General features: G+C 74.7%; 22 protein-coding genes and 1 pseudogene. 14 read left to right on the top strand and 9 right to left on the bottom strand.

Translation table 11 applies throughout. The features are described 5' to 3' along the window. Positions 1–2 precede the first annotated feature (2 nt). The gene (locus ACF07N_RS18775; protein WP_392114106.1) at positions 3–872 is read right to left on the bottom strand and encodes an NAD(P)H-binding protein; all 870 of its coding nucleotides are present in this window, start codon (positions 870–872) and stop codon (positions 3–5) included. 81 nt (positions 873–953) lie between these two features. Between ACF07N_RS18775 and ACF07N_RS18770 the strand changes: the two genes are divergently transcribed. After that, positions 954–1,889, top strand: a complete 936-nt coding sequence (locus tag ACF07N_RS18770) for an AraC family transcriptional regulator (protein ID WP_383338379.1) — start codon at positions 954–956, stop codon at positions 1,887–1,889. 355 nt (positions 1,890–2,244) lie between these two features. Beyond that, positions 2,245–2,934: a helix-turn-helix domain-containing protein gene (locus ACF07N_RS18765; protein WP_392114103.1), complete on the top strand. Its 690-nt coding sequence runs from the start codon at positions 2,245–2,247 to the stop codon at positions 2,932–2,934. A gap of 145 nt (positions 2,935–3,079) precedes the next feature. Here ACF07N_RS18765 and ACF07N_RS18760 read toward each other — a convergent pair whose 3' ends face one another. Further along, positions 3,080–4,282: an MFS transporter gene (locus ACF07N_RS18760; RefSeq protein ID WP_392114100.1), complete on the bottom strand. Its 1,203-nt coding sequence runs from the start codon at positions 4,280–4,282 to the stop codon at positions 3,080–3,082. Positions 4,283–4,375: 93 nt separating this feature from the next. Between ACF07N_RS18760 and ACF07N_RS18755 the strand changes: the two genes are divergently transcribed. After that, entirely contained in the window at positions 4,376–4,981 is a 606-nt protein-coding gene (locus ACF07N_RS18755; RefSeq protein ID WP_392114096.1) for a TetR/AcrR family transcriptional regulator, read from the top strand. A 111-nt stretch (positions 4,982–5,092) separates the two neighbouring features. Here the strand turns inward: ACF07N_RS18755 and ACF07N_RS18750 are convergent, their stop codons facing one another. Next, complete coding sequence (locus ACF07N_RS18750) at positions 5,093–5,497, bottom strand: VOC family protein (RefSeq protein ID WP_392114093.1); 405 nt, start codon at positions 5,495–5,497, stop codon at positions 5,093–5,095. Between the two features lie 113 nt (positions 5,498–5,610). Here ACF07N_RS18750 and ACF07N_RS18745 point away from each other — a divergent pair, with 113 nt between their 5' ends. Further along, positions 5,611–6,018, top strand: a complete 408-nt coding sequence (locus ACF07N_RS18745; RefSeq protein WP_392114090.1) for an SRPBCC family protein — start codon at positions 5,611–5,613, stop codon at positions 6,016–6,018. A 91-nt stretch (positions 6,019–6,109) separates the two neighbouring features. After that, positions 6,110–6,763, top strand: coding sequence for a ThuA domain-containing protein (locus tag ACF07N_RS18740; RefSeq protein ID WP_392114088.1), 654 nt, complete (start codon positions 6,110–6,112; stop codon positions 6,761–6,763). A 348-nt stretch (positions 6,764–7,111) separates the two neighbouring features. Here ACF07N_RS18740 and ACF07N_RS18735 read toward each other — a convergent pair whose 3' ends face one another. Both ACF07N_RS18735 and ACF07N_RS18730 read right to left on the bottom strand, forming a co-directional pair. Continuing rightward, positions 7,112–7,531 (bottom strand): RidA family protein, encoded by a 420-nt coding sequence (locus ACF07N_RS18735; protein ID WP_392114085.1) that lies wholly within the window; start codon positions 7,529–7,531, stop codon positions 7,112–7,114. 289 nt (positions 7,532–7,820) lie between these two features. Beyond that, a complete protein-coding gene (locus ACF07N_RS18730) occupies positions 7,821–8,864 on the bottom strand; it encodes a LacI family DNA-binding transcriptional regulator (protein WP_392114082.1) in 1,044 nt (347 codons plus the stop codon). Positions 8,865–9,185: 321 nt separating this feature from the next. On the opposite strand from ACF07N_RS18730, the gene ACF07N_RS18725 reads away from it, so the two are divergent. Beyond that, the gene (locus ACF07N_RS18725; RefSeq protein ID WP_392114079.1) at positions 9,186–10,787 is read left to right on the top strand and encodes a carboxylesterase/lipase family protein; all 1,602 of its coding nucleotides are present in this window, start codon (positions 9,186–9,188) and stop codon (positions 10,785–10,787) included. 71 nt (positions 10,788–10,858) lie between these two features. Further along, positions 10,859–10,999: pseudogene (locus ACF07N_RS18720) on the top strand (MerR family transcriptional regulator); the annotation flags it as partial. A gap of 7 nt (positions 11,000–11,006) precedes the next feature. Here ACF07N_RS18720 and mmuM read toward each other — a convergent pair. Next, a complete protein-coding gene (gene mmuM / locus ACF07N_RS18715) occupies positions 11,007–11,921 on the bottom strand; it encodes a homocysteine S-methyltransferase (protein ID WP_392114076.1) in 915 nt (304 codons plus the stop codon). 61 nt (positions 11,922–11,982) lie between these two features. Then, positions 11,983–12,390, bottom strand: a complete 408-nt coding sequence (locus ACF07N_RS18710; RefSeq protein WP_392114073.1) for a winged helix-turn-helix transcriptional regulator — start codon at positions 12,388–12,390, stop codon at positions 11,983–11,985. Positions 12,391–12,439: 49 nt separating this feature from the next. On the opposite strand from ACF07N_RS18710, the gene ACF07N_RS18705 reads away from it, so the two are divergent. From ACF07N_RS18705 to ACF07N_RS18675, 7 genes are all read left to right on the top strand, one after another. Beyond that, positions 12,440–13,375, top strand: a complete 936-nt coding sequence (locus ACF07N_RS18705; RefSeq protein ID WP_392114070.1) for an alpha/beta hydrolase family protein — start codon at positions 12,440–12,442, stop codon at positions 13,373–13,375. A gap of 119 nt (positions 13,376–13,494) precedes the next feature. Next, positions 13,495–14,613 (top strand): aminoglycoside phosphotransferase, encoded by a 1,119-nt coding sequence (locus ACF07N_RS18700; protein WP_392114067.1) that lies wholly within the window; start codon positions 13,495–13,497, stop codon positions 14,611–14,613. Positions 14,614–14,798: 185 nt separating this feature from the next. Continuing rightward, positions 14,799–15,890 carry a family 43 glycosylhydrolase gene (locus ACF07N_RS18695; protein ID WP_392114064.1) on the top strand — a complete coding sequence of 364 codons (1,092 nt, stop codon included), beginning with the start codon at positions 14,799–14,801 and terminating at the stop codon, positions 15,888–15,890. A 1-nt stretch (position 15,891) separates the two neighbouring features. Next, positions 15,892–17,304, top strand: coding sequence for an RICIN domain-containing protein (locus ACF07N_RS18690; protein WP_392114061.1), 1,413 nt, complete (start codon positions 15,892–15,894; stop codon positions 17,302–17,304). A gap of 116 nt (positions 17,305–17,420) precedes the next feature. Next, entirely contained in the window at positions 17,421–18,449 is a 1,029-nt protein-coding gene (locus ACF07N_RS18685; RefSeq protein ID WP_392114058.1) for a rhamnogalacturonan acetylesterase, read from the top strand. An 80-nt stretch (positions 18,450–18,529) separates the two neighbouring features. Beyond that, complete coding sequence (locus ACF07N_RS18680; protein ID WP_392114056.1) at positions 18,530–20,227, top strand: DUF2264 domain-containing protein; 1,698 nt, start codon at positions 18,530–18,532, stop codon at positions 20,225–20,227. A 510-nt stretch (positions 20,228–20,737) separates the two neighbouring features. Then, a complete protein-coding gene (locus tag ACF07N_RS18675; protein WP_392114053.1) occupies positions 20,738–21,529 on the top strand; it encodes an isocitrate lyase/phosphoenolpyruvate mutase family protein in 792 nt (263 codons plus the stop codon). Positions 21,530–21,541: 12 nt separating this feature from the next. On the opposite strand, the gene ACF07N_RS18670 is transcribed toward ACF07N_RS18675, so the two are convergent. Both ACF07N_RS18670 and ACF07N_RS18665 read right to left on the bottom strand, forming a co-directional pair. After that, a complete protein-coding gene (locus ACF07N_RS18670; protein ID WP_392114050.1) occupies positions 21,542–22,129 on the bottom strand; it encodes a TetR/AcrR family transcriptional regulator in 588 nt (195 codons plus the stop codon). 78 nt (positions 22,130–22,207) lie between these two features. Further along, positions 22,208–23,545 (bottom strand): jacalin-like lectin, encoded by a 1,338-nt coding sequence (locus ACF07N_RS18665; RefSeq protein WP_392114047.1) that lies wholly within the window; start codon positions 23,543–23,545, stop codon positions 22,208–22,210. Positions 23,546–23,599 lie beyond the last annotated feature (54 nt).

Here is a 23,599-nt window from a genome sequence, read left to right as displayed (position 1 = left end):
TCTCAGGCCTTCCAGGTGCCGGCCGCCACCGCCTCCCGGACGAAGCCGGAGAAGTCTCCGGGCGCCCGGCCCAGCACCTCCCGCACCCCGTCCGAGAGGTGGGCGTTGCGGCCGTCGAGAAGAGTGCCGAAGATCCCGGTCAGGGCCTCCGCCTCGCGCGGCGGCACCCCGAAGGCGGCCAGGGCCTCGCCGTAGTCCCGCGTCGCGACGGACCGGTACGCCAGCGGCCGCCCGGTCGCCGCCGCGATCTCCGCGACCGCCTCCCCGAAGGTCAGCAGCCGCCCGCCGGACAGGGCGAGGGTCCGCCCCGCGTACCGGTCCCCGGCCGTCAGCGCGGCGACCACCACGTCCGCGACGTCCCGCACGTCGACGAACGGCTCGCGCACCTCACCGGCCGGGAACACCAGCTCGCCGCGGTCCCGCAGCTCCGCCGCCAGCGGGCCCTCGCTGAAGTTCTGCGCGAACCACGCGGACCGCACCACCGTCCAGTCCGCGCCCGAGGCGCGCAGCGCCTCCTCGGTGGGCAGCGCCTGGTCCTCGCCCCGCGCGGACAGCAGCACCAGCCGCCGCACGCCGAGCCCCACCGCCTCCCGAGCGAGTTCCCCGACCGCCTCCGCGGCACCCGGTGCCCCGACGTCCGAAGGGACGGCGAGATAGGCGGCGTCGGCGCCGCGCAGGGCGTCCGCCCAGGTTGCGGGGTCCCACCAGTCGAACCCGGTCGCCCGGGACGCCGCCCGCACCGTCAGCCCGGCGGCCGCGGCCGCCCGCGCCACCCGGCTGCCCGTACGGCCCGAGGCGCCCGTCACCACCAGCGTCATGCCCGGGGTGCCGCCCGTCGTGTTCCGTGTCGCGTTCCGCGCTGTGTCCGTCATGCCGCCGAGTCAACTCCCGCTCGGGGCCCGGAACCATCGCCGAACGGCTCATTCCCATACGCCCGCGTCTACGCTGGCCGCATGGACGCTCTCGCAGGCCTGCTCGAAGGCCCCCGGGCACGGGGCGCGTTCATGATCAGGGCGTGCTTCGACCCGCCCTGGGCGGTCCGGGTGGAGGACCGCGCGCCGCTCACCGTGATGCTCGCCGTGCGCGGTGAGGCCTGGGTCCTGCCCGACCGGGGCGAGAGCACGCGGCTGCGCGCGGGCGACCTCGCCATCGCCCGCGGCCCCGACCCGTACACCTGCGCCGACGCCCCCGGAACGGCACCGCAGGCGCTGATCCTGCCGGGCCAGGAGTGCCGGCGGCCCGACGGACGGCCCCTCAACGGCTCCATGGATCTCGGCGTGCGCGCCTGGGGCGACCGGCTCGACGGCGCCACCGTCCTGCTGATCGGCACCTACCCGATGCCGGGCGAGATCGGCGGGCGGCTGCTGGACGCCCTGCCGCCGCTGCTCACGCTGACGCCCGAGGTGTGGGACTGCCCCCTCACCCCGTACCTCTGCGCGGAGATAGAGCGGGACGCGCCCGGCCAGGAGGTCGTCCTGGACCGCCTGCTCGACCTGCTCGTCATCGCCGCGCTGCGCGCGTGGTTCGCGCGCCCGGAGGCGGCGGCGCCGGCCTGGTACCGGGCACTGGCCGACCCGGTCGTCGGCGGGGTGCTGCGCCTGCTCCAGGACGACCCCGCGCACCCGTGGACGGTCGCCGGGCTCGCCGCCAAGGCCGGGGTGTCCCGGGCCGCGCTCGCCCGCCGCTTCACGGACCTGGTCGGCGAACCGCCGATGACGTACCTCACCGGCTGGCGCCTCGCCCTCGCCGCCGACCGCCTGCGCGCCTCCGGCGACACGCTCGACGCGGTGGCCCGCAGGGTGGGGTACGGCAGCGCCTTCGCCCTGTCCACGGCGTTCAAGCGGGTGTACGGGGTGAGTCCGGCGGAGTACCGGGGACGGTCGGGGTAGGGCCGGACACCCGGATCCGGCGGCCGGCGTGCGGGGATCCGGCTCGCGGCGCGGAAGGGGGAAGGACGAGGGGGACCGGGCGCCGTGCGGGGTGGCGGTGGTGGGTGTGTGCGGGTGCGTTGTGGTCGTTCGCGCAGTTCCCCGTGCCCCTGGGGTGGGGTTCGTATCGGACGTGGATGCGGAGCTGGGAGCCGGTGGGTGGGTTGTGGGTGATCATGCGCTGCGGTCCGTGCAGAGGGGGACCGGGCGCCGTGCGGGGTGGTGGCGGTGGGTGTGTGCGGGTGCGTTGTGGTCGTTCGCGTAGTTCCCCGCGCCCCTGGGGTGGGGCGCGCGCCGGCGGCGTAGCCTGGCACGCGTGTATGCGGAACGGGCGTCGCGGCTCGCGGGGGCGGCCGTGTGGACCAACACCCCGCGATCGCCGGGGGCGGGGCGGGTGCTGCCGGACGGGTGCATGGATCTGCTGTGGCACGACGGGCGGCTGCTGGTCGCCGGACCCGACACCCGGGCGTACCTCACGGACGGTGACGGCGGGCCCTGGTCAGGCATCCGCTTCCCGCCGGGCACGGCCCCGGCCCTTCTCGGCGTTCCGGCGCACGAGCTGCGCGACCGCCGGGTCGCGCTCGCGGACCTGTGGCCCACCTCCGAGGTGCGGCGGCTGACCGCCCGCGTGCACGCGGCCCCCGACGCGGCCAGCGGCCTGGAGGAGCTGGCGCTGCGGTGGGCGGCCGACGCGGAGCCCCCGGACCCGCTGCTGCGGCGGGTCGTCGCCGCCCTCGACGCGGGCCGCCCGGTCGCCGCCACCGCGGACGCACTCGGCATCGGTGCGCGCCGGCTGCACCGCCGCTCCCTGGCCGCGTTCGGCTACGGACCCAAGACCCTGGCCCGCATCCTGCGGCTGCGCCGCGCCCTCGCACTGGCCCGGGCCGGGACGCCCTTCGTGGAGACGGCCGCCCGGGCCGGGTACGCCGACCAGGCGCATATGGCGCGCGACGTCAAGGAGTTGGCCGGGCTGCCGCTGAGCGAGCTACTGCCCCGCGGCGGCTAGGAGGGTGTCTCGGCAACCGGCGATCAGGCCGCGTCCGGAGCCCGACACAATGCGGCGCCGACCGGTGGGCCGCCGGTACACCGGCGGCACGCCGGCCAGCGCCGTCGCGGTTACGCGTTCCCGGGGGGCTCTGGGAAGGGCCCGGTCATCGCAAGGCGTCGTCGGTGCGGGCCGTCCAGATCGCCAGGACGGCGAGCAGGGCGCAGGCGCCGCCCAGCCACAGCACGCCCTGGAGGGTGAGCGAGTCGACGATGACACCGCCGGCCAGCGCACCGAGGCCGATGGACAGGTTGAACACCGCCACCCACAGCGAGGAAGCCGCTTCCACCGCCTGTGGGGCGGCCTTGATCATCCACGTCTGAAGGCCCACGGACACACCGCCGTAGGACAGACCCCAGACGATCAGCAGGACGACGCCGCCGACCGCGGTCCGGCCCAGCAGCAGGAAGAGCGGCATCGCGACCGCGAGGGCCACGGAGATGACCAGCACGCTCCGGTGCACCCGACGGGAGAGCGCCGAGCCGGCGACGAAGTTCCCGATGGTGCCGGCCGCACCGAACCCGAACAGCAGCGGACCGACGTAGCGCTCGTCGATCCCCGACAGCTTCTGCAGTGCCGGGCTCACGAACGTATAGGCGGCGAAGTGCCCGAACACGATCAGCACCGTTGCGATGATGCCGACGCGCACACCGGGATTGCGGAACTGCTCCATCAGCAGCTTCGGCCGGATGACCTGCGACGCGACCAGCCGCGGCAGCACCACCAGCAAGGCGATGAGGGTGACGAGCGCCAGGGCGCTCAGCGAGCAGAAGGCAGTGCGCCAGCCGGTGAGGTCACCGGCCAGGGTGCCGAGCGGGACACCGAACACGTTCGCGGCTCCGACGCCGCCGAAGACGACCGCGGTGGCTCGCGGCACGTCCGCGGGGGCGACGAGCCGGACGGCCAGGCCGCCGGCGATGGCCCAGAAGCCGCCGATCGCGACACCGACCAGCACCCGGGAGCCCACCAGGACGGCGAAGTTCGGAGCAAGGGCCGAGGCCAGGTTGGAGACGGTCATCAGGGCCATCAGTCCGAGCAGCAGGATGCGCCGGTCCATCGCCCCGACGAGCATCGGGACCAGCGGCGCCGCGAACGCGGCGACGATGCTGGGCACCGTCACCATCAGCCCCGCCGTCCCCTCGGAGACCGACAGCGCGGACCCGACGGAGGTCAGCAGACCGATCGGCAGCTGCTCGGCGGTCACCAGCAGGAAGGTGCCAAGAGCCACCGCGGAGACCGCCGTCCAGCGACTGCTCTCCGGGGTCTCTGATTCCTGCGCCGGGGCGGGGGGCTGTTCTGCGGTCGTCAACGGAGCCTCCTTCACCAGTTCGGGAGCGATCGCTCCCGAACTGGGGACACTAGTATGGGAGCGATCGCTCCACAAGTTGGGTAAGATGAACACATGGCACGCCCGCGACAGTTCGACGAGAAGAACGCCGTCACGTCGGCGACCGAGCTGTTCTGGCGACGCGGTTACCACGCCACCTCGGTGCGCGACCTGGGTGACGAGCTGAAGCTCACGCCCAGCAGCCTGTACCGGACGTTCACGGACAAGCACACGCTGTTCCTGCGCGCGCTCGACCACTACCGGGCCACCGAGTCGGCTGAGGCCCGGCAGCGGCTGGACGCGGCGGACCATCCCGTTCGGGAGGTGCTGCGGGAATGGATGCTGTGGCTGGTCACCTGCCCGGCCGACGGCACGCCCGGCCGCGGGTGCTTCGTGGTCAACACGGCCGCCGAGCTCGGCACCGGCGACGAAGAGGTCCGTCAGCGGACCGAGGCCGCCTTCGAGGTCACCCGGCGGGCCCTGCGGTCCGTGCTGGCCGAGGGCCGTGACCGTGGCGAACTGTCCGCCGGTCTCGACATCGACGGCGCCGTGGAACTGCTGTTCACCACGGTGCTCGGCCTGCGGGTGCGAGAACGCGCCGGCCACGGCATCGAGCGTCTGACCGCCGCGATCGATTGCGCGATCCGCGCCCTGGGGCCTGCGCCCGCGGCACCTGCCTGACGGCACCGGGATGTGCCGGCAGCGGCAACGCGCGTGTGTCTGGTGATCACGCGTACGGGATGAGCCCGGTGTACGTGTCCCGCCGATCACGACCGCCCGGCTGCTCGCCGATCACTGAGACAGGCTCCCGAGCGGCGCGAACAGGTCCACCCCGTTGCCGTCCGGGTCGAGCACCACCGCGTACCGCTGCCCCCAGAAGGCGTCCCAGGGCTTCAGCTCACCGTGGTACCCGGCGCCGGTCAGCTCCGCGTACAGCGCGTCCACCTCGTCCGGCCCGTCGCACCGCAGGGCCAGCGAGGTCCTGCCCCCACCCGCCGGCGGCCGCCACCCGGGGAGGAAGGAGCGGACCGTCTCCTCGGTGTCGAGCATCAGCCGCGACCCCCCTGGCAGTCCGGCCTCCGTGTGCGGCTGCCGCCCGGCGTCCTCGGGGAAGGCGAACCCGAGCCGGCGGTAGAAGGCGACGGAGGCGGCCATGTCGGAGACGACCAGCCCGATGGCGTCGAATCGTGCGGTCACGCACCCACCGTAGGCAGGCCCGCGACGGCCGGTCTTGCAGGAAACGGACACCGGCCGCGGCCCGTCCGATCCGTTCAAGACCGCTGTGCGGCCGGCCCCGTAACCTCGCCGCCATGACGACCACGACACGCACATCGAGGCACCTGAGCGTCTTCGTCGACCGCCCGTGCCAGGAGGTCTACGACTACGCGCGCGACCCCGCCAACATCCCCGCCTGGGCCCCCGGACTGGCGAGTTCCCTGCGGCCGGTGGACGGCCGCTGGGTGGGGGAGTCGCCCCTGGGGCGGATCGTCGTGGACTTCACGCCCCGCAACGACTTCGGCGTCCTCGACCACGACGTCACGCTGCCCTCGGGGCGGACCGTGCGCAACCCGATGCGGGTGATCGCCGACGGGGCCGGCTGTGAGGTGGTGTTCACGCTGCGCCGGCAGCCGGGGACGAGCGACGAGGAGTTCCGCCGCGACGCCGAGGCGGTCTCGGCCGACCTCGCCGCGCTGAAGCGGGTGATGGAGCAGCGCTGAGAACATGGGTGAGCCGGGGGCGGGGGTGCCGGAAACCTTCGGTGCCGCGACAGCCCCCGGGCGGCCCTCACCTCTCGTAGGTTCGGATGTCATGGCACCCCGACTGCTCGTCCACACCCGCACCACCGAGTACCGGCACGCGTCCATCCCGGCCGGGATCGCCGCCCTGCGCGCCCTCGGTGACTTCGAGATCGACGCCACCGAGGACCCGGCGGCCCTGGAACAGCCCCTGGACGGCTACGCGGCCGTCGTCTTCCTCTCCACCAGCGGCGACATCCTGACCCCGGCCGGGCGGCAGCGGCTCGCCGCCTACGTGGAGTCGGGCGGCGGCTTCGCCGGCGTCCACGCGGCCGCCTGCACGGAGTACGACTGGCCGTACTACGGCGAGCTGCTGGGCACGTGGTTCGACCGGCACCCGCGCCACCAGCCGGGCAAGGCCGTCGTCGAGGACCACGACCACCCGGCGACCCGGCACCTGCCCGCCGTCTGGGACTTCACCGACGAGTGGTACGACTTCCGCACCAACCCGCGAGGCCGCGTGCGGGTCCTGGTCACCGCCGACGAGTCCTCCTACGAGGGCGGGGGCATGGGCGCGGACCACCCGCTGGTGTGGTGCCGCGACCACGGACGGGGCCGGGTTTTCTACACGGCCCTCGGACACGCCGCCGAGGCCTACGAGGACCCCGCCTTCCGGGCCCACCTGCGGGGCGGTATCGCCTGGGCGGCCGCGCTCGACCTGCCCTGACGGCGGCCGCGGCCGCCGGGGCGCAGGGCGCGTCCCGGCAGCGCGGCCCACGAAGTCCCCGGCGACCCACCCCGGTCCGTGGACGCCGGACGGGCTCCTCGCGGCCGGTGCCGGCCCGTGAGGCTGTGCGGTGCCCGACCTCCCCGCCGCATCGTTCGACGCCGATCGGTTCCGGCCAGATCCCCCTCGCGACGGGCGCGCGGCGCGCACGGGGGGCACCGGCCGGGTGGCCCCGGCGGCTCGCGTGCCCCCCTGCCCCGCGGTGCCCCGCCGCCCCCCGTGCGCGCCGGGGGCGCCGGGGCGGCCGTGAGCCGCCAGCCGGAAATCGGAGGCCGGGGAGGGCCGGGTTCAGCCGGCGTCCGGCGCGGGGCGGATCGCCACCGCGTCGACCTCGAACAGCATCCCCGGCAGGGCCAGCGCCGCGACCCCGCTCAGCGTCTGCGCCGGAAGCCGGTCGCCGAAGCGGGCGTGCAGGGCCTTGCCGAGGACCTCCAGCTTGCCGGGGTCGTGGTCCACGACGAACGTGCCGAGCCGGACGACGTGTTCCCAGCCGAGCCCGACCCCCTCCAGCGCCGACCGCAGCCGGTCGAAGGCCAGGTCCACCTGCGCGGCGAAGTCCCCCGGCACGGGCGCGCCGGTGGCGTCGGAGGCGTACTGGCCGGCGATGAAGACGGTCTCGCCTGAGGCGGAGACGGCGTGGCTGTACCCGAACGGCGTGGGGTCGTGGAGCGTGGCCGGGTTGGTGATCGTGCGCGAGTCGCGCGTCATGACCTGGCAGTCCTTTCACGGAGTACGGCCGCCGCCTGCGACGGCCCTGTCCTCCCTGCCAACTCCGCGCTGCGGCGAGGGCATTCCGCGCGGCCTGCTCCCCGCGCCCCCCCCGCACGACGGGCCCCCGCGCGACGGGCCCTCGCGCGACGGGCCCCTGCACGACGGGCCCCGCGCGACGGGCCCCTGCACGACAGGCCCCCGCACGACAGGCCCCCGCGTGACGGGCCCTCCGCCCTCCGGCGTATCCGCGTCACGCCGCTCGCCGTGCACCGGAGGCAGACGTCCCCTACGCTCCCGGTGCCGCCGTGCTCGCCCGTTCCACCAGCCGTGTCGACAGCTCCGTCCGCGTGCTCTCGGGCCGGTGCCCGTCCATCATGCGCAGCAGCGAGCGCAGCGCCGTCGCGGCCATCTCCGCCAGCGGCTGACGGACCGTGGTCAGGGGCGGGGAGGCCCAGCGCGCCTCGGGAAGGTCGTCGAAACCGACCACGCTCACATCACCCGGGACCCTCAACTCCCTTTCCGCGAGGGCCGCGTAGACTCCCAGGGCCATCCGGTCCGAGCAGACGAACACGGCCGTCGGCGGCTCCGGCAGGTCGAGGAGTTCCAGCATGCGGCGCCGGGCCTGGCCCTCGTCGAAGCCGGCGTGCCGGACGTACTCCGAGCGCTGCCGGACCCCGGCGGAGGCGAGCGCCGAGCGGTAGCCGGCGACCCGTGCGCTGCTGCACATCGTCCGCCGGGACCCCGCGATGACGGCGATCCGCTCGTGCCCCAGGGACAGCAGGTGTTCGGTGGCCGTCAGGCCGCCCTGCCAGTTCGCGGCCCCCACCGACACCACGCCCTCCGGCGGTTCCTGCACCGGGTCGATCATCACGAACGGGATGCGGTGCTGCTCCAGCCAGCCGTACTGCGAGGCGCTCAGCTCGGCCAGGTTGAACAGCACGCCGGAGGAGCCCCGCGCGACCAGCTTGTCGAGCCAGCCCCGCTCGGGACGTCCGGCCCGGGAACGGGTCAGCGCCGCCGAGACCACGACCTCCAGACCCGCGTCGTGCGCCGCTTCCTCCGCCCCGTGCAGCACCGCGCCCGACCACGAACTCTCCAGCGAGTGCACGACCAGGTCGACGAGCCGGGGTGCCTTCGCGGGGTCGAAGCGGGGCCGGCGCACGTAACCGAGCCGGTCGAGCGCCTCGGTGACGCGGCGGCGGGTCTCGGGAGCGACGTCCTCGCGGCCGTTGACCACCTTCGAGGCGGTGGGCACCGAGACCCCCGCCTCGCGGGCCACGACCGCCAGCGTCGGGCCGGCCGCCGCGCTCGCACTCGCCGTTCGGACCATCGGGAACCCACCTCTCCGGCCCGCCCCGGGCCGTGGAAAGTTTCGACCAGCGCTGCCCGCGACGGTTCGGCTCCGACGGGCAGAAAGCGCTTCCTACTGTAGGTGGGGCGCAGGACGGCGGGAAGACGGGTGAGTTGGCGGGTTCGCGCCGGTCAAAAACTTTCGAAACCCCGAACGTCCGCGGACGCGGAGTCCGGGGCCGCACCGGGCGCCCGGGTACTCCGGACAGCCCGCCCACCGCCCCCGCGCCGGAATACCGGGCCATCATGAGGTGCTCTGATCCTCACGGTGCACGGGCGCGGTGAGGAGGCTGGAGGACGGATGACGGCGGACCTGGCGGACCCCCTGGTGAGCACGCCCCACGGTGCCCTGCGGGGCAGACACGAGCGGGGCGTCGCGGTCTTCCGCGGCATCCCCTACGCGGCACCGCCCTTCGGCCCCCGCCGCTTCCGGCCGCCCGGGCCCCCGCCCCGCTGGGACGGCGTCCGCGACGCCGGTGCGTTCGGCCCGACCCCGCCCAAGCCCCCGTACTCCAGCGCCTTCGCCCGCTACCTCTCCGACCCCGTCGTCCCCGGCGACGACATCCTCAACCTCAACGTGTGGACCCCCGACCCGGACCCCGCGGCCCGGCTCCCCGTCCTCGTCTGGCTGCACGGCGGCGCCCTGACCCGGGGTTCCTCCGCCGTACCCGTCTACGACGGCCACGCCTTCGCCCGGGACGGCGTGGTCTGCGTCTCCGTCAACTACCGCCTGGGCGTCGAGGGTTACGGACTGTTCCCCGGCACGCCCCCCAACCCCGGACTGCGCGACCAGCTCGCCGCGCTGACCTGGGTGCACGAGACCATCGAGGCCTTCGGCGGCGACCCCGGCCGCGTCACCCTCGCCGGGCAGTCCGCCGGGGCCATCAGCGCCGCCGCCCTCCTCGCCGCCCCGCAGGCCCGGGGCCTGGTCCGCCGGGGCGTCCTGCAGAGCGGCCCGCCCGAGGCGTCCGAGCGGGCGAAGGTGCGGCGGATGGTGCGCAGGATGGCGTCCCGGCTGAAGGTCCCCGCCACCGCCGAGGCCTTCGCCGCCGTCGACCGGGGCCTGCTGCTGCGCACACAGGCCGAGGTGGGCCGGCTCAGCAGCCCGGTGGTGGGCGGCCCCGCCTTCGGCATCGTCGTCGACGGCGACGTCGTCCCGCGCGACCCCCTGGACGCCCTCGTCGACGGAGCCGCACCCGGCGTGGAGTTGCTGATGGGCTGGACCCGCGACGAGCACCGGCTCTGGCTGGTCCCGGGCGGTCTCCAGGAGCGCGTCGACCGCCTCGGTGCCGTCGCGCTGGCCGGTGCCATGGCCCGCTGCCACTGCGGCAGCGAGGTGCCGCGCGGCTACCGCGCCCTGCACCCCGGGGACGGCCCGGCGGACCTCGCCGGCCGGCTCGTCACCGACCACCTGCTGCGCCTTCCCCTGCACCGGCTGGCCGACGCCCGCGCGGAACCGTCGTACGTCTACGAGTTCGCCTGGCCCTCCCGCCTGCCCGGCCTCGGCGCCTGCCACGCCCTGGAGCTCGGCTTCGTCTTCGACACCGGGGAGGTCCCGGACGCCCGGAAACTCGCCGGCGAGGACGCGCCGCAGGAACTCGCCGACGCGATGCACACGGCCTGGGTGCGCTTCGCGACGGAGGGGGACCCGGGCTGGGAACGCTGGGACGCCACGCACCCGGTGCGGGTGTTCGGGGACAGCGCCCCGGACGCGGAACACGCCGTGGCCTACACCGCCCGGGGCCCCCGGGACCGGGAACTCGCCCTCTGGGCACGGGACGCCGCGATCCCCGACACGTTCACCGCGGGCCCGGCCCCCGCCGGCTCCCCGGGCCCGCGCGGCACGGAACTGCGCACGGCGATACGACGACTGCGCCGCCCGGGGGCACTGCGCCGCAACTGAGCCGGGTTCCGGCGCGATGCGGCGGCGGGACCACGGCGGACCCATCGGCGTGGCGCGGCGCGGTGCGGCCTGGCGCCGGCAGGCGGAAGGCCGGCTCCATGAGCGTGTTCGAAGCCACCGGCAAGATGCCCTACGACTTCTCCCCGGCCCGTCTGCGCTGTATGGAACTCGCGGAGGAACTGTCCGCCCAGGACTCCCGCGCCCCCACGTGAGAGGGCGTCAGGAGGCCGCCGTCAGCGTCCTCGCGATCCCCGAGATCGCCTCCGGCCCCACCCGGCAGCAGCCGCCGATCAGCCGGGCGCCCGCGTGCCGCCAGCTCTCCACCTGCCCGGCGGTGAAGGTCGGGCGGCCGGACCAGGCGCGGGCGGCGGCGTCCCACGTCTCGCCGCTGTTGGGGTAGACGACGACCGGCTTGCCGGTCACCCGCGCCGCCGTCGCCGCGGCGGCCTCGACGTCCCCGGGCGCGCAGCAGTTCACCCCGACCGCGATCACCTCGTCCGCGTCGGCGGCCACGGCGAAGGCCTCCTCCAGCGGCTGCCCGGCCCGCGTGCGGTCCCCGGCGACCGAGTACGTCAGCCAGGCCGGCACCCCGAGCCCGCGCACCGCTCGCAGCAGCGCCGCGGCCTCGTCGGCGTCCGGGACCGTCTCCAGCGCCAGGACGTCGGGGCCCGCGGCGGCCAGCACCTCGAGACGCGGGCGGTGGAAGCGCTCCAGCTCGCCGGCGGTCAGACCGTAACGGCCCCGGTACTCCGACCCGTCCGCCAGCATCGCCCCGTACGGGCCCGCGGAGGCCGCCACCCACAGGGGCCGGGAGGCCCGGGCCCGCCGCGCCGCCTCCCGCGCCAGGTCCACGCTCAGGGCCATGAGCCGGGCAGCGCGGTCGCGGCCGATCCCGCGCCGGCCGAAGCCCTCGAACGTGGCCTGGTAGCTGGCCGTGATCGCCACGTCCGCGCCCGCCCGGAAGTAGGCCAGGTGCGCCTCGGTGACCGCCTCCGGCCGCTCGGCGAGCAGCCGCGCGGACCACAGCTCGTCGCTCAGGTCGTGCCCGGCCGCCTCGAGCTGGTTGGACAGACCGCCGTCCAGGACGGCCGTCCCGGCGGCGAGGGCCTCGGCGAGGGGAGGAGTGCTGGTCATGCGGTCGACGGTAGTCGACGTCCCGCGCCGGTGGCGCTCCCCGCCCGGGGCCCGCCCGTGCTCAGCCGATCGACCGGGCCTCCGCCGACTCCCGGAAGTCGACGACGGCTTCGCCGTGGGTCCGCGCCCACGCGGTCAGCGCCACGATCGGTTCCTGGAGCGTGCGGCCGAGCGCGGTCAGGCCGTACTCGACCCGTGGCGGTGCCTCGGCGTACACCCGCCGTTCGACCAGGCCGTTGCGCTGCAGGTGGCGAAGGGTCTGTGTCAAGACCTTGCGCGAGATCCCGCCGGACACCGCGACGAGTTCGCTGTGTCTTCTGGGTCCGCCGGTGAGAGCGAACAGCACGACCACGGACCACTTGCTGGCGATGATCTCGATCGCCAGCCGGGCGGGGCAGTCGGCGAGGAACACCGTGCCCGCTTCCAGTTCCTCCGCCGCGCTCGCCAGGTCGGCTGCGGTCATGTCCATGAGCCGAAGGTTACCGATCGGTCCCTGTCGGCTCCCTACCGTCGACGCCATGGAACTTCACTCCGGCCCACGCCGCCCCACGGCCACGCTCGGCCGTCGGGTCTTCGCCGTCAAGCCCGTCGCCGTCCCCACCAGCGGGCGCGGCATCGGCCTGCAGGTCAAGGTCACCGCACCGGTCGACGGCCGAGACCTGCCCGTCATCGTCTTCTCCCACGGCAACGCCTGGTCGATGGACGGCTACGAGCCCCTCGCCGACCGCTGGGCCGCCGCCGGGTTCGTCGTGGTGCAGCCCACCCATCTGGACTCCCGCCGCCATGGGATCGGCTTCGACGATCCCCGTTTCGCCACCATCTGGCGCGTGCGCATCGCCGATCTGCACCGTGTCCTGGACAGCCTCGATGACATCCTCGCCCAGGTCGGCGGCCCGGCCGCGCGCGCCGACCGCGACCGCGTCGCCGTCGCCGGGCACTCCTGGGGAGCGCAGACCGCCGGAGCCCTGCTGGGCGCCCGCGTCCTCGACGCCGAGGGCAACCCGGGTGAGGACTTCTCCCACCCCGCCGTCAAGGCGGGCGCGCTCCTCGCGGCGGCCGGTGCCGGGGACGCCCTGACGCCCTTCGCGCTGGCTCATCTCCCGTTCGCCCGCCCCGACTTCTCCACCATGACGGCCCCCGCCCTGGTCGTCGCCGGGGGAAGGGACCAGTCGGTGATGACCACCCGCGGACCGGAATGGTTCACCGATGCCTACCACCTCAGCCCGGGTCCGAAGCGACTGCTCACCATCGCCGAGGGCGAGCACCTCCTCGGCGGAATCTCCGGCGAGGCCACCAAGGACACCACCGACGAGGACCCCGCCCGTGTCGCCCTCGTCGCCGACGCCGTCGCGGCCTACCTGCACGACGTCCTCGGCGCCGACGCGCGCGGCTGGCAGGCCCTGCAGGACCGGATCGGCCGCAGCGCCGGAGCCTTCGGCGTCGAGAGCAAGTAGGTGGCGCACGGTCCGGCCCGTCCACGCAGCGAGGCCGCGAGCGGCCGTCGCCGGAATCCCGGCGGGTGGGGCCGCGCAGCCGCGGGGACAGGGCCGGGGCGTCGGCATAGCATCGGGGGATGCCCGAGGTCGCTGTCGCAGAAGCCGAGATCCGTGAGGTGCTGGGGGTTCCGGCGGACCGGGCGGTGTGCGAGCCGCTCCCGCACAACCCGTCGAACGGTGTCACGGCCGGGGTGTGGCGGGTCACCGGCGGCGGCCGTACGGCCGTGCTGAAGGTGCTGACGCGGACCGGGGAGACCGGCGTCGCCTGGGCCGCCTCCAACGACCCGAGGCACTGGACCTTCTGGCGGCGTGAGGCCTACGTCTACCGGTCCGGGCTCGCCCGGGTCTGGGAGCGGCACGGCATCCGCGCCCCGGAGCTGCTGGAGTGCGTCGAACGACCCGACGGGGACGTGGCGTTGTGGCTGGAGGACGTGCCGGGCACACCGGCCACGGCCTGGTCCCCGTCCCGCCACGCCGACCACGCCTACCGGCTCGGCACCGCCCAGGGGGAGGTGGGCGTGGGGCGGGACCACCCGTGGCTGTCCCAGCGCTTCCTGCGGGACCGCACGGCCGGCAGGGCCACGGGCGAGGACCTGCTCGACGACGACGAGGCCTGGCGCCACCCCCTGGTGCGGCGGCACTTCCCGCCCGGCCTGCGCGCGGACATGGCGCGTCTGCGCCACGACCGGGAGTGGTTCCTGACCGTGATGGAGTCGCTCCCGCGCGCCCTGTCGCACCTCGACCACTCCCCGGCCAACGTCGTCGCCGGCGGCCCCGGCAGCAGCGTCCTGCTGGACTGGGCGTTCACCGGCGACGGCGCCCTCGGCGAGGACCTCGGCACCTATCTGCCCGACTGCGTCCTCGACCGTTGCCTGCCCGCCGCCGACCTCCCCGGTCTGGCCAAGGAGGCGTACGACGCCTACCTGCACGGCCTGCGCGCGAGCGGCTGGCGCGGCGACGAGCACCTCGTCCGCCTCGGCGTGTGCGCCTCCGCGGTCAAGTACGGCTCGCTCACCGCGCTGATGCCGGCCCGGGCGGACGGCGAGCCGGTGGCGTATGGCGGCGCGGGCGGCGTCCCGGCCGGCCTCCGCCCCCGCGAACGGGGGTTGGTCCTGGCGTTCCTGGCCGAGTGGGCGGCCGAGGCCAGAGCGCTGGCCCACCGGCTGGGTTTCCCGCCGGCGCCGAGCGGCCGCTGACACCGGGCGCGTCCGAGGGGTGACCAACGCCCCGAACGCCTTTGTCCCGTCGGACCCGTTGACCTCCCCGTGACACACCCTTACCTTTTCGGCGTTCGTGATTACAGATGGCGTCCGAGATGTCGAACGACGTCGCGTGTTCCCCCCCATGAGCCGTGTGTTCCCCCCCATGAGAGGCAGGCCGCATGAGCCGCGACCCCGCTCTGCCCGAACCCCCCAGCCGCAGGCTGCTGCTGAAGGGTGCCGCAGCCGCCGGCGCCCTGGCCGCCGTCCCCGCCGCCCCCGCCGCCGCCCGGCCGGCCGAGCCGGCCCGGCCCCCGAAGCCCGCCCCCTTCGTCAACCCGCTCGTGCGCAACCGCGCCGACCCGCACATCCACCGGCACAAGGACGGCCGCTACTACTTCACCGCCACCGCCCCCGAGTACGACCGCATCGTCCTGCGCCGCTCCCGCACCCTGAACGGCCTGGGCGCGGCCGCAGAGTCGGTGATCTGGCGCGCCCACCCGACGGGCCCCATGGGCGCGCACATCTGGGCACCGGAACTGCACCGCATCGGCGGCAAGTGGTACGTCTACTTCGCCTCCGCGCCCGCCGAGGACGTCTGGGCCATCCGCATCTGGGTGCTGGAGAACGCCCACCCCGACCCCTTCCAGGGCACCTGGGTGGAGAAGGGCCAGGTCAAGACCGCCTGGGAGACCTTCTCCCTGGACGCCACCACCTTCACCCACCGCGGCAGGCGCTACCTCGCCTGGGCGCAGCACGAGCCCGGCATGGACAACAACACCGGCATCTTCCTGTCCGAGATGGCGAATCCGTGGACCCTGAAGGGCCCGCAGGTGCGCCTGTCGACCCCCGAGTACGACTGGGAGTGCGTCGGCTTCAAGGTCAACGAGGGCCCGTACGTCCTCAAGCGCAACGGCCGCCTGTTCATGACCTATTCGGCCAGCGCCACCGACGCCAACTACTGCGTGGGCCTGCTCACCGCCGACGCCGACAGCCACCTGCTGGACCCCCTGAGCTGGTCCAAGTCGCCGACCCCCGTCTTCACCAGCGACGACACCACCAGGCAGTACGGCCCCGGCCACAACTGCTTCACGGTCGCCGAGGACGGCCGTACCGACGTCCTCGTCTACCACGCCCGCCAGTACAAGGAGATCGCCGGCGACCCGCTGAACGACCCCAACCGCCACACCCGCGTCCAGACGTTCGGCTGGAAGCCGGACGGCACCCCCGACTTCGGCACGCCGGTCGCCGACACGGCCACGGCAGGGGGCTGACATGAGACGCGCGTACGCCGCCCTCCTCGCCCTGTGCCTCGGTCTGTCCGGCGCCCTCGCCACCGCCGGTCCGGCACAGGCCGCTCCCGCGACGATCGCCAACGGCACCCAGTTCACGGGCACGTCGGGCCATCCCGTGCACGCGCACGGGGGCGGGGTCCTCAAGGTCGGCGCCTACTACTACTGGTTCGGCGAACACCGCAACGCCGACAACACCTTCCGCTACGTCGACGCCTACCGCTCGACCGACCTCAAGAACTGGGAGTTCCGCAACCACGTCCTGACCGAGGCGAGCGACCCGGAGCTGGCGACCGCCAACATCGAGCGGCCGAAGGTCGTGTACAACGCGGCCACCGGCAGGTTCGTGATGTGGATGCACAAGGAGAACGGCACCGACTACAGCGAGGCCCGCGCCGCCGTCGCCGTCTCCGACACCGTCGACGGGAACTACACCTGGAAGGGCAGCTTCCGGCCGCTCGGACAGCACATGTCCCGTGACATCACGGTCTTCACCGACACCGACGGCACCGGATACATGATCTCCGCCGCGCGGGAGAACTACGACCTCCACATCTACCGCCTCACCGCCGACTACACCGGCATCGCGAGCCTGGTGGCCAACCCCTGGCCCGGCGGCCACCGCGAGGCCCCCGCCCTGTTCAAGCGGAACGGCGTGTACTTCATGCTGACCTCGGGCGCCACCGGCTGGAACCCCAACCAGCAGCAGTACGCCACCGCCACGAACCTCGCCGGCCCCTGGTCGGCCATGAGGAACATCGGCGACGCGACGGCGTTCGGCTCGCAGACCGCGTTCGTCCTGCCCGTGCAGGGCACCTCGGGCACCTCCTACCTGTACCTGGGCGACCGGTGGGGCAACTCCTTCGGCGGCACCGTCAACGACTCCCGGTACGTGTGGCTGCCGCTGGCCTTCTCCGACGCGACCACGATGTCGATGTCCTGGTCTCCCGAAGTCACCGTCGACACCGCCGCCGGGACCGTCTCCGGCACCGGCGCCACGTACCAGACCCTGATCGCCCGGCACTCCGCCCGGTGCGCGGACGTGACCAGCCAGTCGCTGTGGCAGGGCGCCCAGATCAAGCAGTACGACTGCAACGGCGGCGGCAACCAGAAGTACTGGTTCAGGTCCGTCGGCGGCGGCTACCACCAGCTGGTGGTCAGGAACAGCTCGCTGTGCCTGCGGGAGAACGCGAACACCGTCACGCAGGAGAACTGCGACGCCTCCGCCACGAGCCAGCAGTGGTCGCTGACCACGACCGGCTCGTACGTGAACGTCCGGTCGCGGGCGAGCGGTGAGTGCCTGGACGTGAACGGCGGCTCCACCGCCAACGGCGCCGCGATCATCACGTACACGTGCAACGGCGGTACCAACCAGCAGTGGACGCGCGGCAGCTGACCGCCTCCCGGGGAGCGAGCAGGCTCCGCCCGGGGTACCGCCCGCGCTCTGGAAAGCGCTTGCCGCGGGCGGTACGGTCCACCCTCAGATCCTGTCGTCCGCCGGAGGAGCCACGAGTGAGACGTCTCAGCATCGCCGTCGTGGCGGCGGTGGCCCTGGCGGCCGCGCTGCCGCCCACCCCCGCCCCGGCCGCCGGGGCCCCCGCCCCGTGCGCCGGCGGAGTCTGCCACTTCGACCTGCCGCCGGGCACGTACGACGTGCGCGTCGAGCTCGGCGGACCGGCCGCGTCCCGCACGAGCGTCAGCGGCGAGACACGCCGCGCCCTGCTGCCCGAGACGGCCGTGGCCGCGGGCGAGCGCGTCATCCGCGCCTTCACGGTGAACGTCCGTACCCCCGAGGGCGAGCCCACCGGCCCCGACGGAACCCCCGGCCTCGACCTGCGGATCGAGGGCTCCGCGCCCGCCCTCGCCGGCATCCGGGTCACCCCCGCCCGGCACACCCGGCAGATCCTCCTGATCGGCGACTCCACCGTCTGCGACCAGCCCGGCGCCCCGTACTCCGGCTGGGGCCAGCAGCTGCCCCAGTACCTCCGCAGGGGCGTCTCCGTGGCCAACTACGCCGATTCCGGGGAGAGTACGGTCTCCTATCTCGGGAACCCGCGACTGTGGGCCACCGTGCGGCCCCTGATCCGCCCCGGTGACACGGTGCTCGTCCAGCTCGCGCACAACGACAAGACCACGGACGAGGCCACCTACCGGGCCAACCTGGAGACCCTGGTGGCGGGCGTCCGGGAGCGGGGCGGACAGCCGGTCCTTGTCACTCCGATCGTGCGCCGCTGGTTCAACGCCGACGGCACCCTCGACAACGGAACCGCCCTGCTGGTCAACGGCCTCGGCGTCGACCACCCGGCGGTCGTCCGCTCGGTTGCCGCCGCGCGGGACGTCCCGCTGATCGACCTCACGGCGAAGACGAAGGAACTCGTGGAGTCCCTGGGCGTGGAAGCCTCCAAGGCGCTGTACCTCACCGGCGAGGCGAGGGACAACACCCACACCTCCGTACGCGGGGCCACCCGCTACGCGGGTCTGGTCCGCGACGCACTCGTCACCCGGCACCTGGTGCCGCCGGGCACGGTGCGGGTGGGATGAACCCCTGGGGCGCCCCGACCGGAACCGGGGCGCCCCAGGCCCGGCCCGTTCCGGCCGGGCACGACGACGAGAGAGAGCCGATGCAGCTGCCCCCCGCCGACCGCACGGCGTCCCCGTACACCGGCTGGACCCGCGCCCACTGGGAGGCGGCCGCCGACGCCCTCCTCGCGGCCGTGGAGCCCTACGCGACCGGGGACCACGCGCTCTACCACCTGCCCGGCGACCGCACCAGCTGGTCCGGCCGCCTCTCCGACGGGCTGGAGGGATACGCCCGCACCCTGCTGCTGGCCGCCTTCCGCCGCGACGAGAAGGCCCTGGAGCGCTACGCGACCGGCCTCGCCGCCGGCGTCTCGGGCGTCTGGCCGCGCATCGAGGACCGCGGTCAGCCCCTGGTGGAGGCGGCGTCCATCGCCCTGGCCCTGCGCCTGACCCGCGACCTGCTCTGGGACCGCCTGGACGACGGTGTACGGCAGCGGGCGGCGGCCTGGCTGGCCGACGCGCTCACCGCCGAACCCTGGCCGTGCAACTGGGAGTTGTTCCCCGTCACGGTCGGCGGCTTCCTCGCGGAGACGGGCCACGAGGTGGAGGCGTCCCGCGCGGCGATCGACCGCGGCCTGGAGCGCGTCGAGCAGTGGTACCGGGGTGACGGCTGGTACACCGACGGCGACGGCCGCAAGTACGACTACTACAACGGCTGGGCGATGCACCTCTACCCGGTGCTGCACGCCTGGCTGGAGCGGGACGAGCGCCTGCTGGAGCTGTACGGGGCCCGCCTGGAGCGGCATCTGGCCGACTACGCCCGCCTGTTCGGCGGCGACGGCGCCCCGATGCACCAGGGGCGTTCCCTGACGTACCGCTTCGCGACGACCGCACCGCTGTGGCTGGGCGCGCTCACCGGCCGTACCCCGCTGGAGCCGGGCGAGACGAGGCGCCTGGCGTCGGGCGCGCTGCGGTACTTCCTGGAGCGGGGAGCGGTCGACGACCGCGGGCTGCTGACCCTCGGGTGGCACGGCCCCGACCCGTCCGTCCTCCAGGGATACTCGGGCCCGGCCTCCCCGTACTGGGCGAGCAAGGGTTTCCTCGGTCTGCTGCTGCCGCCGGAGCACGAGGTGTGGACGGCGCCGGAACGCCCCGGGCCGGCCGAGCGCGAGGACGCCGTCACGCCCGTCGGACCCCCCAACTGGCTGCTGCAGTCCACCCGTTCCGACGGCCTGGTCCGCCTGCACAACCACGGCAGCGAGGACGTCCGCTACGACCCGTACTACACGCGCCTCGCCTACTCGACCGTGACGGCCCCGGCCGCGACGCACGACAACAGCGTCTTCGTCGGCGGCGATCCGGGCCGGTCGGGCATCGAGCCGCTGGGCGCCGGGGAGGGCTGGGCGGCCTCGCGGCACACGGCGGGCGGGGGAGCGCGGGTGACGAACCTGGTGCTGGCACGCGGGGCGGTGGAGGTACGCGCCCACCTGGTCGCGGGAGCCGGGCCCGGGACGGCGGTGCGCGTGACCGGGTGGAGCGCGCCGCAGGGCGTCCGCGCGGAACTCCTGCCCGCCGTCGGCCTCGACGACGACCTCGGCGGCGTCACAGCCCGCGACGCCACCTTGTTCGTCGCGCTGGCCCGGCTCACCGCCGAGCCGGACCCGGTGCCGCTGGCGGAGGCGGTACGGGTCGACGCGGACGACGACGGCACACTGACGGTCCGCTGGAGCGGCGGGGACGAGGTGCGCGTACGGCTGGACGACGAGGCGGGGGTGCAGGTGAGCGGCCCCTCGTCGTGACCGGCGGGACGCCGGCCGACGGGTACGCGAGTCGGCGTGTGCCTCAGCTGCCAGGTGCGTGAGCCGGTCCGCACCGCACGGGACCCGGCCCGCACCCGTCGGATGTGTCCGTGCCCGGCGCGTATGCCCCACCCGGCGCGTATGCCCCACCCGACGGGTGTGCCCGCGCCCGGCGGGTGTGCCCCACCCGGCGGGTGTGCCCGCGCGCCGCCGGGTGCCCGGCCCGGCGCGTGTGCCCCACCCGGCGGGTGTGCCCGCACCCGTCGGGTGTGCCCGTGCCCGGCGCGTATGCCCCACCCGGCGGGTGTCCGTGCCCGGCGGGTGTGTCCCACCCGGCGGGTGTGTCCGTGCCCGGCGCGTATGCCCCACCCGGCGGGTGTGCCCGCGCGCCGCCGGGGGCCCGGCCCGGCGTGGGCGTGCGCGCAGGCCCGGGCGCGCGTGTGCACCGGGCCGGCACCTCCGGCCGTCCCTTCGGTGCCGGCCGAAACGACCCGGCCCTAGCGTGGCGGCATGACCGAGAGCCCCCGGCGGCCCACGCCCGTCACCGCCTTCGCCGCGCTCCACCACGGCGATGAGCCGCTGCTGCTGCCCAACGCCTGGGACTTCGCCTCCGCACGGGCCTTCGCCGGGCAGGGCTTCCGGGCGGTGGCGACGACGAGCCTCGGCGTCGCCGCCGTCGCGGGCCTGCCCGACGGCGCGGCCGCGACCCGTGAGGAGACGCTCCGGCTGGCCCTCGCCCTCGGCTCGCAGCCGCTGCTGCTGTCCGTCGACGCCGAGGGCGGCTTCAGCGACGACCCCGACGAGGTCGCGCGGTTCGCGGCCGAGCTGTACGCCGTCGGCGTCGTCGGCATCAACCTGGAGGACGGCCTCGGGCCCCCCGAACGGCTCGCCGCGAAGATCACCGCGGTGAAGCGCGCCGTGCCCGCTCTCTTCGTCAACGCCCGCACCGACACCCACTGGCTGGGCGACGGCGACACCGCGGACACGCTCGCCCGTCTCGACGCGTACCAGGCGGCCGGCGCGGACGGCGTGTTCGTCCCCGGCCTCACCGACCTGCGCCGGATCACCGTCCTGGCGCGGTGCCTGGACGTTCCCCTCAACGTCCTCTACGCGCCCACCGGCCCGCCCGTCCGGCAGCTCGCCGACGCCGGAGCCCGCCGGATCAGCCTCGGCTCACTGCTGTACCGCACGGCCCTGGGCGCCGCCCTGGAGGCCGTGGCCGACGTCCGGGCGGGCCGGGCCCCCGGCGGGGCGGCACCGTCGTACGGCGACGTGGCGGGGCTGCTCCCGCCGCCCGGCTGACCGGGCCCGCCGTCAGGGGCCGGAGGGCCGGTCGTCGCGGGGCCAGTTGAGCAGCAGCACGTGCAGGGCACCGATCGCCTTGTCCCAGGAGGCCTGCACGTCCCGTGGAGCGCCGAAGGCACCGGTGGACTCCAGGGCGCAGTAGCCGTGGAACGCGCTGCGCAGCAGGCGCACGGCGTCGGTGAGGTCGGGTTCCTCCAAGCCGTAGGCGCGCAGCATGCCGTAGGTGACCTCGGCGGTGCGGCGCAGGGCGGTGGAGCCGGTGGCCAGGGCCTCGTCCAGGGGGAGCTGCGTCGCCGCGTACCGGCCGGGATGCTCCAGGGCGTAGGCCCGGTAGGCGCCCGCGAAGGCGGCGAGCGCGTCCCGGCCGGTGCGTCCGGCGACCGCCGCCGCGATCCGGTCGATCATCTCGCCGCCCGCGAGCAGGGCCATCCGGGTGCGCAGATCCCGCAGGCTCCTGACGTGCGAGTACAGGCTCGCGTCCTTCACCCCGAAACGGCGTGCGAGCGCGGACAGGGTGACCTGTTCCAGGCCCGCCTCGTCGGCGAGGTCGGCCGCCGCGGCGACGAGACGGTCGGGGGTGAGGCCGGCTCTGGGCATGGGGCTCGGCCTCCTTGTCGGACGGTGCCGTGTCGGCTGGGGCGGTGTGATCGTAGCGGGCGCCGGGCCCCCGGCCGCTCAGCGGACGGGAGCGTAGATCACCCCCAGCTTGTCGATCTCGGAGCCCGCGCGGCCCGTGAAGCCCACGATGCGGTGGCCGGAGGGGGCGGTGAAGGTCCTCGCGTCGGACGTGGCGGTGCCGGCGGCCAGGGTGCGGCCCCGGCCGGTGGTGAAGGACGCCGAGAAGATCCTGGTCCGGCCGTCCTTCTGGCCCTGGGTCAGGGTCACCGAGGTCAGGTGCTCACCGGCCGCCAGGGTCAGGGACCTGGCCGTGCCGCCCGTGCCGCCGTGGGTGAGGACCGTGCCGCCGTCGTGGGTGAGGGACAGCGCGTCCAGGCGCGCGTCGCCGCGCAGGGTGAGGGTGCGGGGTGCCGGGGTCGCGGGCAGGTCGTCCGCGTCGTTGAACGCCGTGCCGTGCGGGCCGCCGAAGAAGTCGCTCGCGCGCAGCGCGGAGTGGAGCGTGTAGGAGAAGCCGGCCGTGTGCGGGAAGTGGTCGGACAGGTGCTTGCCGTCCGGGCGCAGGAAGGACCGCCAGTCGTTGGCGTACCCGGTGGCGGTGAGGTCCACGAGCGCGCCGCCGCGGTAGAGGACCTTGTCCACGACCTCGCAGTCGTCCGTGGGGGCCGCCGCGTCGCACACCAGCGCGTCACCGCCCTGCGCCGGCGGGGTGCCGCCGCGCACCCGCTCGACCCACGCGTCCGTCAGGCCGTTCTCCGCCAGCAGGGTGCGGATGTTGTCGCCGGTGCGGGTGTACCGGGTGTTGGTGTCACCCATGACGATCACCGCGTTGCCGGACGAGTTGGCCTGGATGAAGTCGGAGAGCTGCTCGATGTTGGCCCGGCGCGCGGCCAGCGCGTCGTCCGTGGAGTCGGCGTTGGTGTGGACGTTGTAGAGGTCGACGTAGGCGCCCTCGGCCAGCCGGACCCGTGCCAGGCTGAAGCCCTTGGGAGTGAGGCAGTTGGTGCCGGTGCACTGGTTCCACTTCACCCGCTGGAAGTCCTCGAAGGGGAAGTCCGACAGGGTGTTGAGGCCGTCGCCGAAGGCCGCGCCGCCGCTGGTCGCGGTGCGGTACGGGTGCCGGTCGGCGGCGTACAGCGACGCGTGGTAGTTGAAGTCCTCCTGCACGTTGACGATGTCGTACGCCCCGAGCCGCTGACCGATGAGCGGGGTGTTGGTCTCGGGGTCGCTGTCGCCGAGGCCGAGGGGCAGACCGGCGATGTTGTAGGTCAGGACGTTGAAGGACCCGGTGGGCGCGGCCGCGGCGGCGGGCGCCGCGGCCACGGGCGTCGTGGTGGCCGCGGTGAGCCCGGTGAGGGCCAGGGCGGCGGCGGTGAGGGTGCCGAGGAGTCGTCTCATGGTGGGGGTGTCTCCGGTCGGGGAGGCGCGACGGAACCTGAACGATGCTCAGGT

It is taken from the genome of Streptomyces sp. NPDC015242, from assembly GCF_043079125.1.
GTDB lineage: Bacteria > Actinomycetota > Actinomycetes > Streptomycetales > Streptomycetaceae > Streptomyces.
This window is presented reverse-complemented; position numbering and strand designations above follow the sequence as displayed.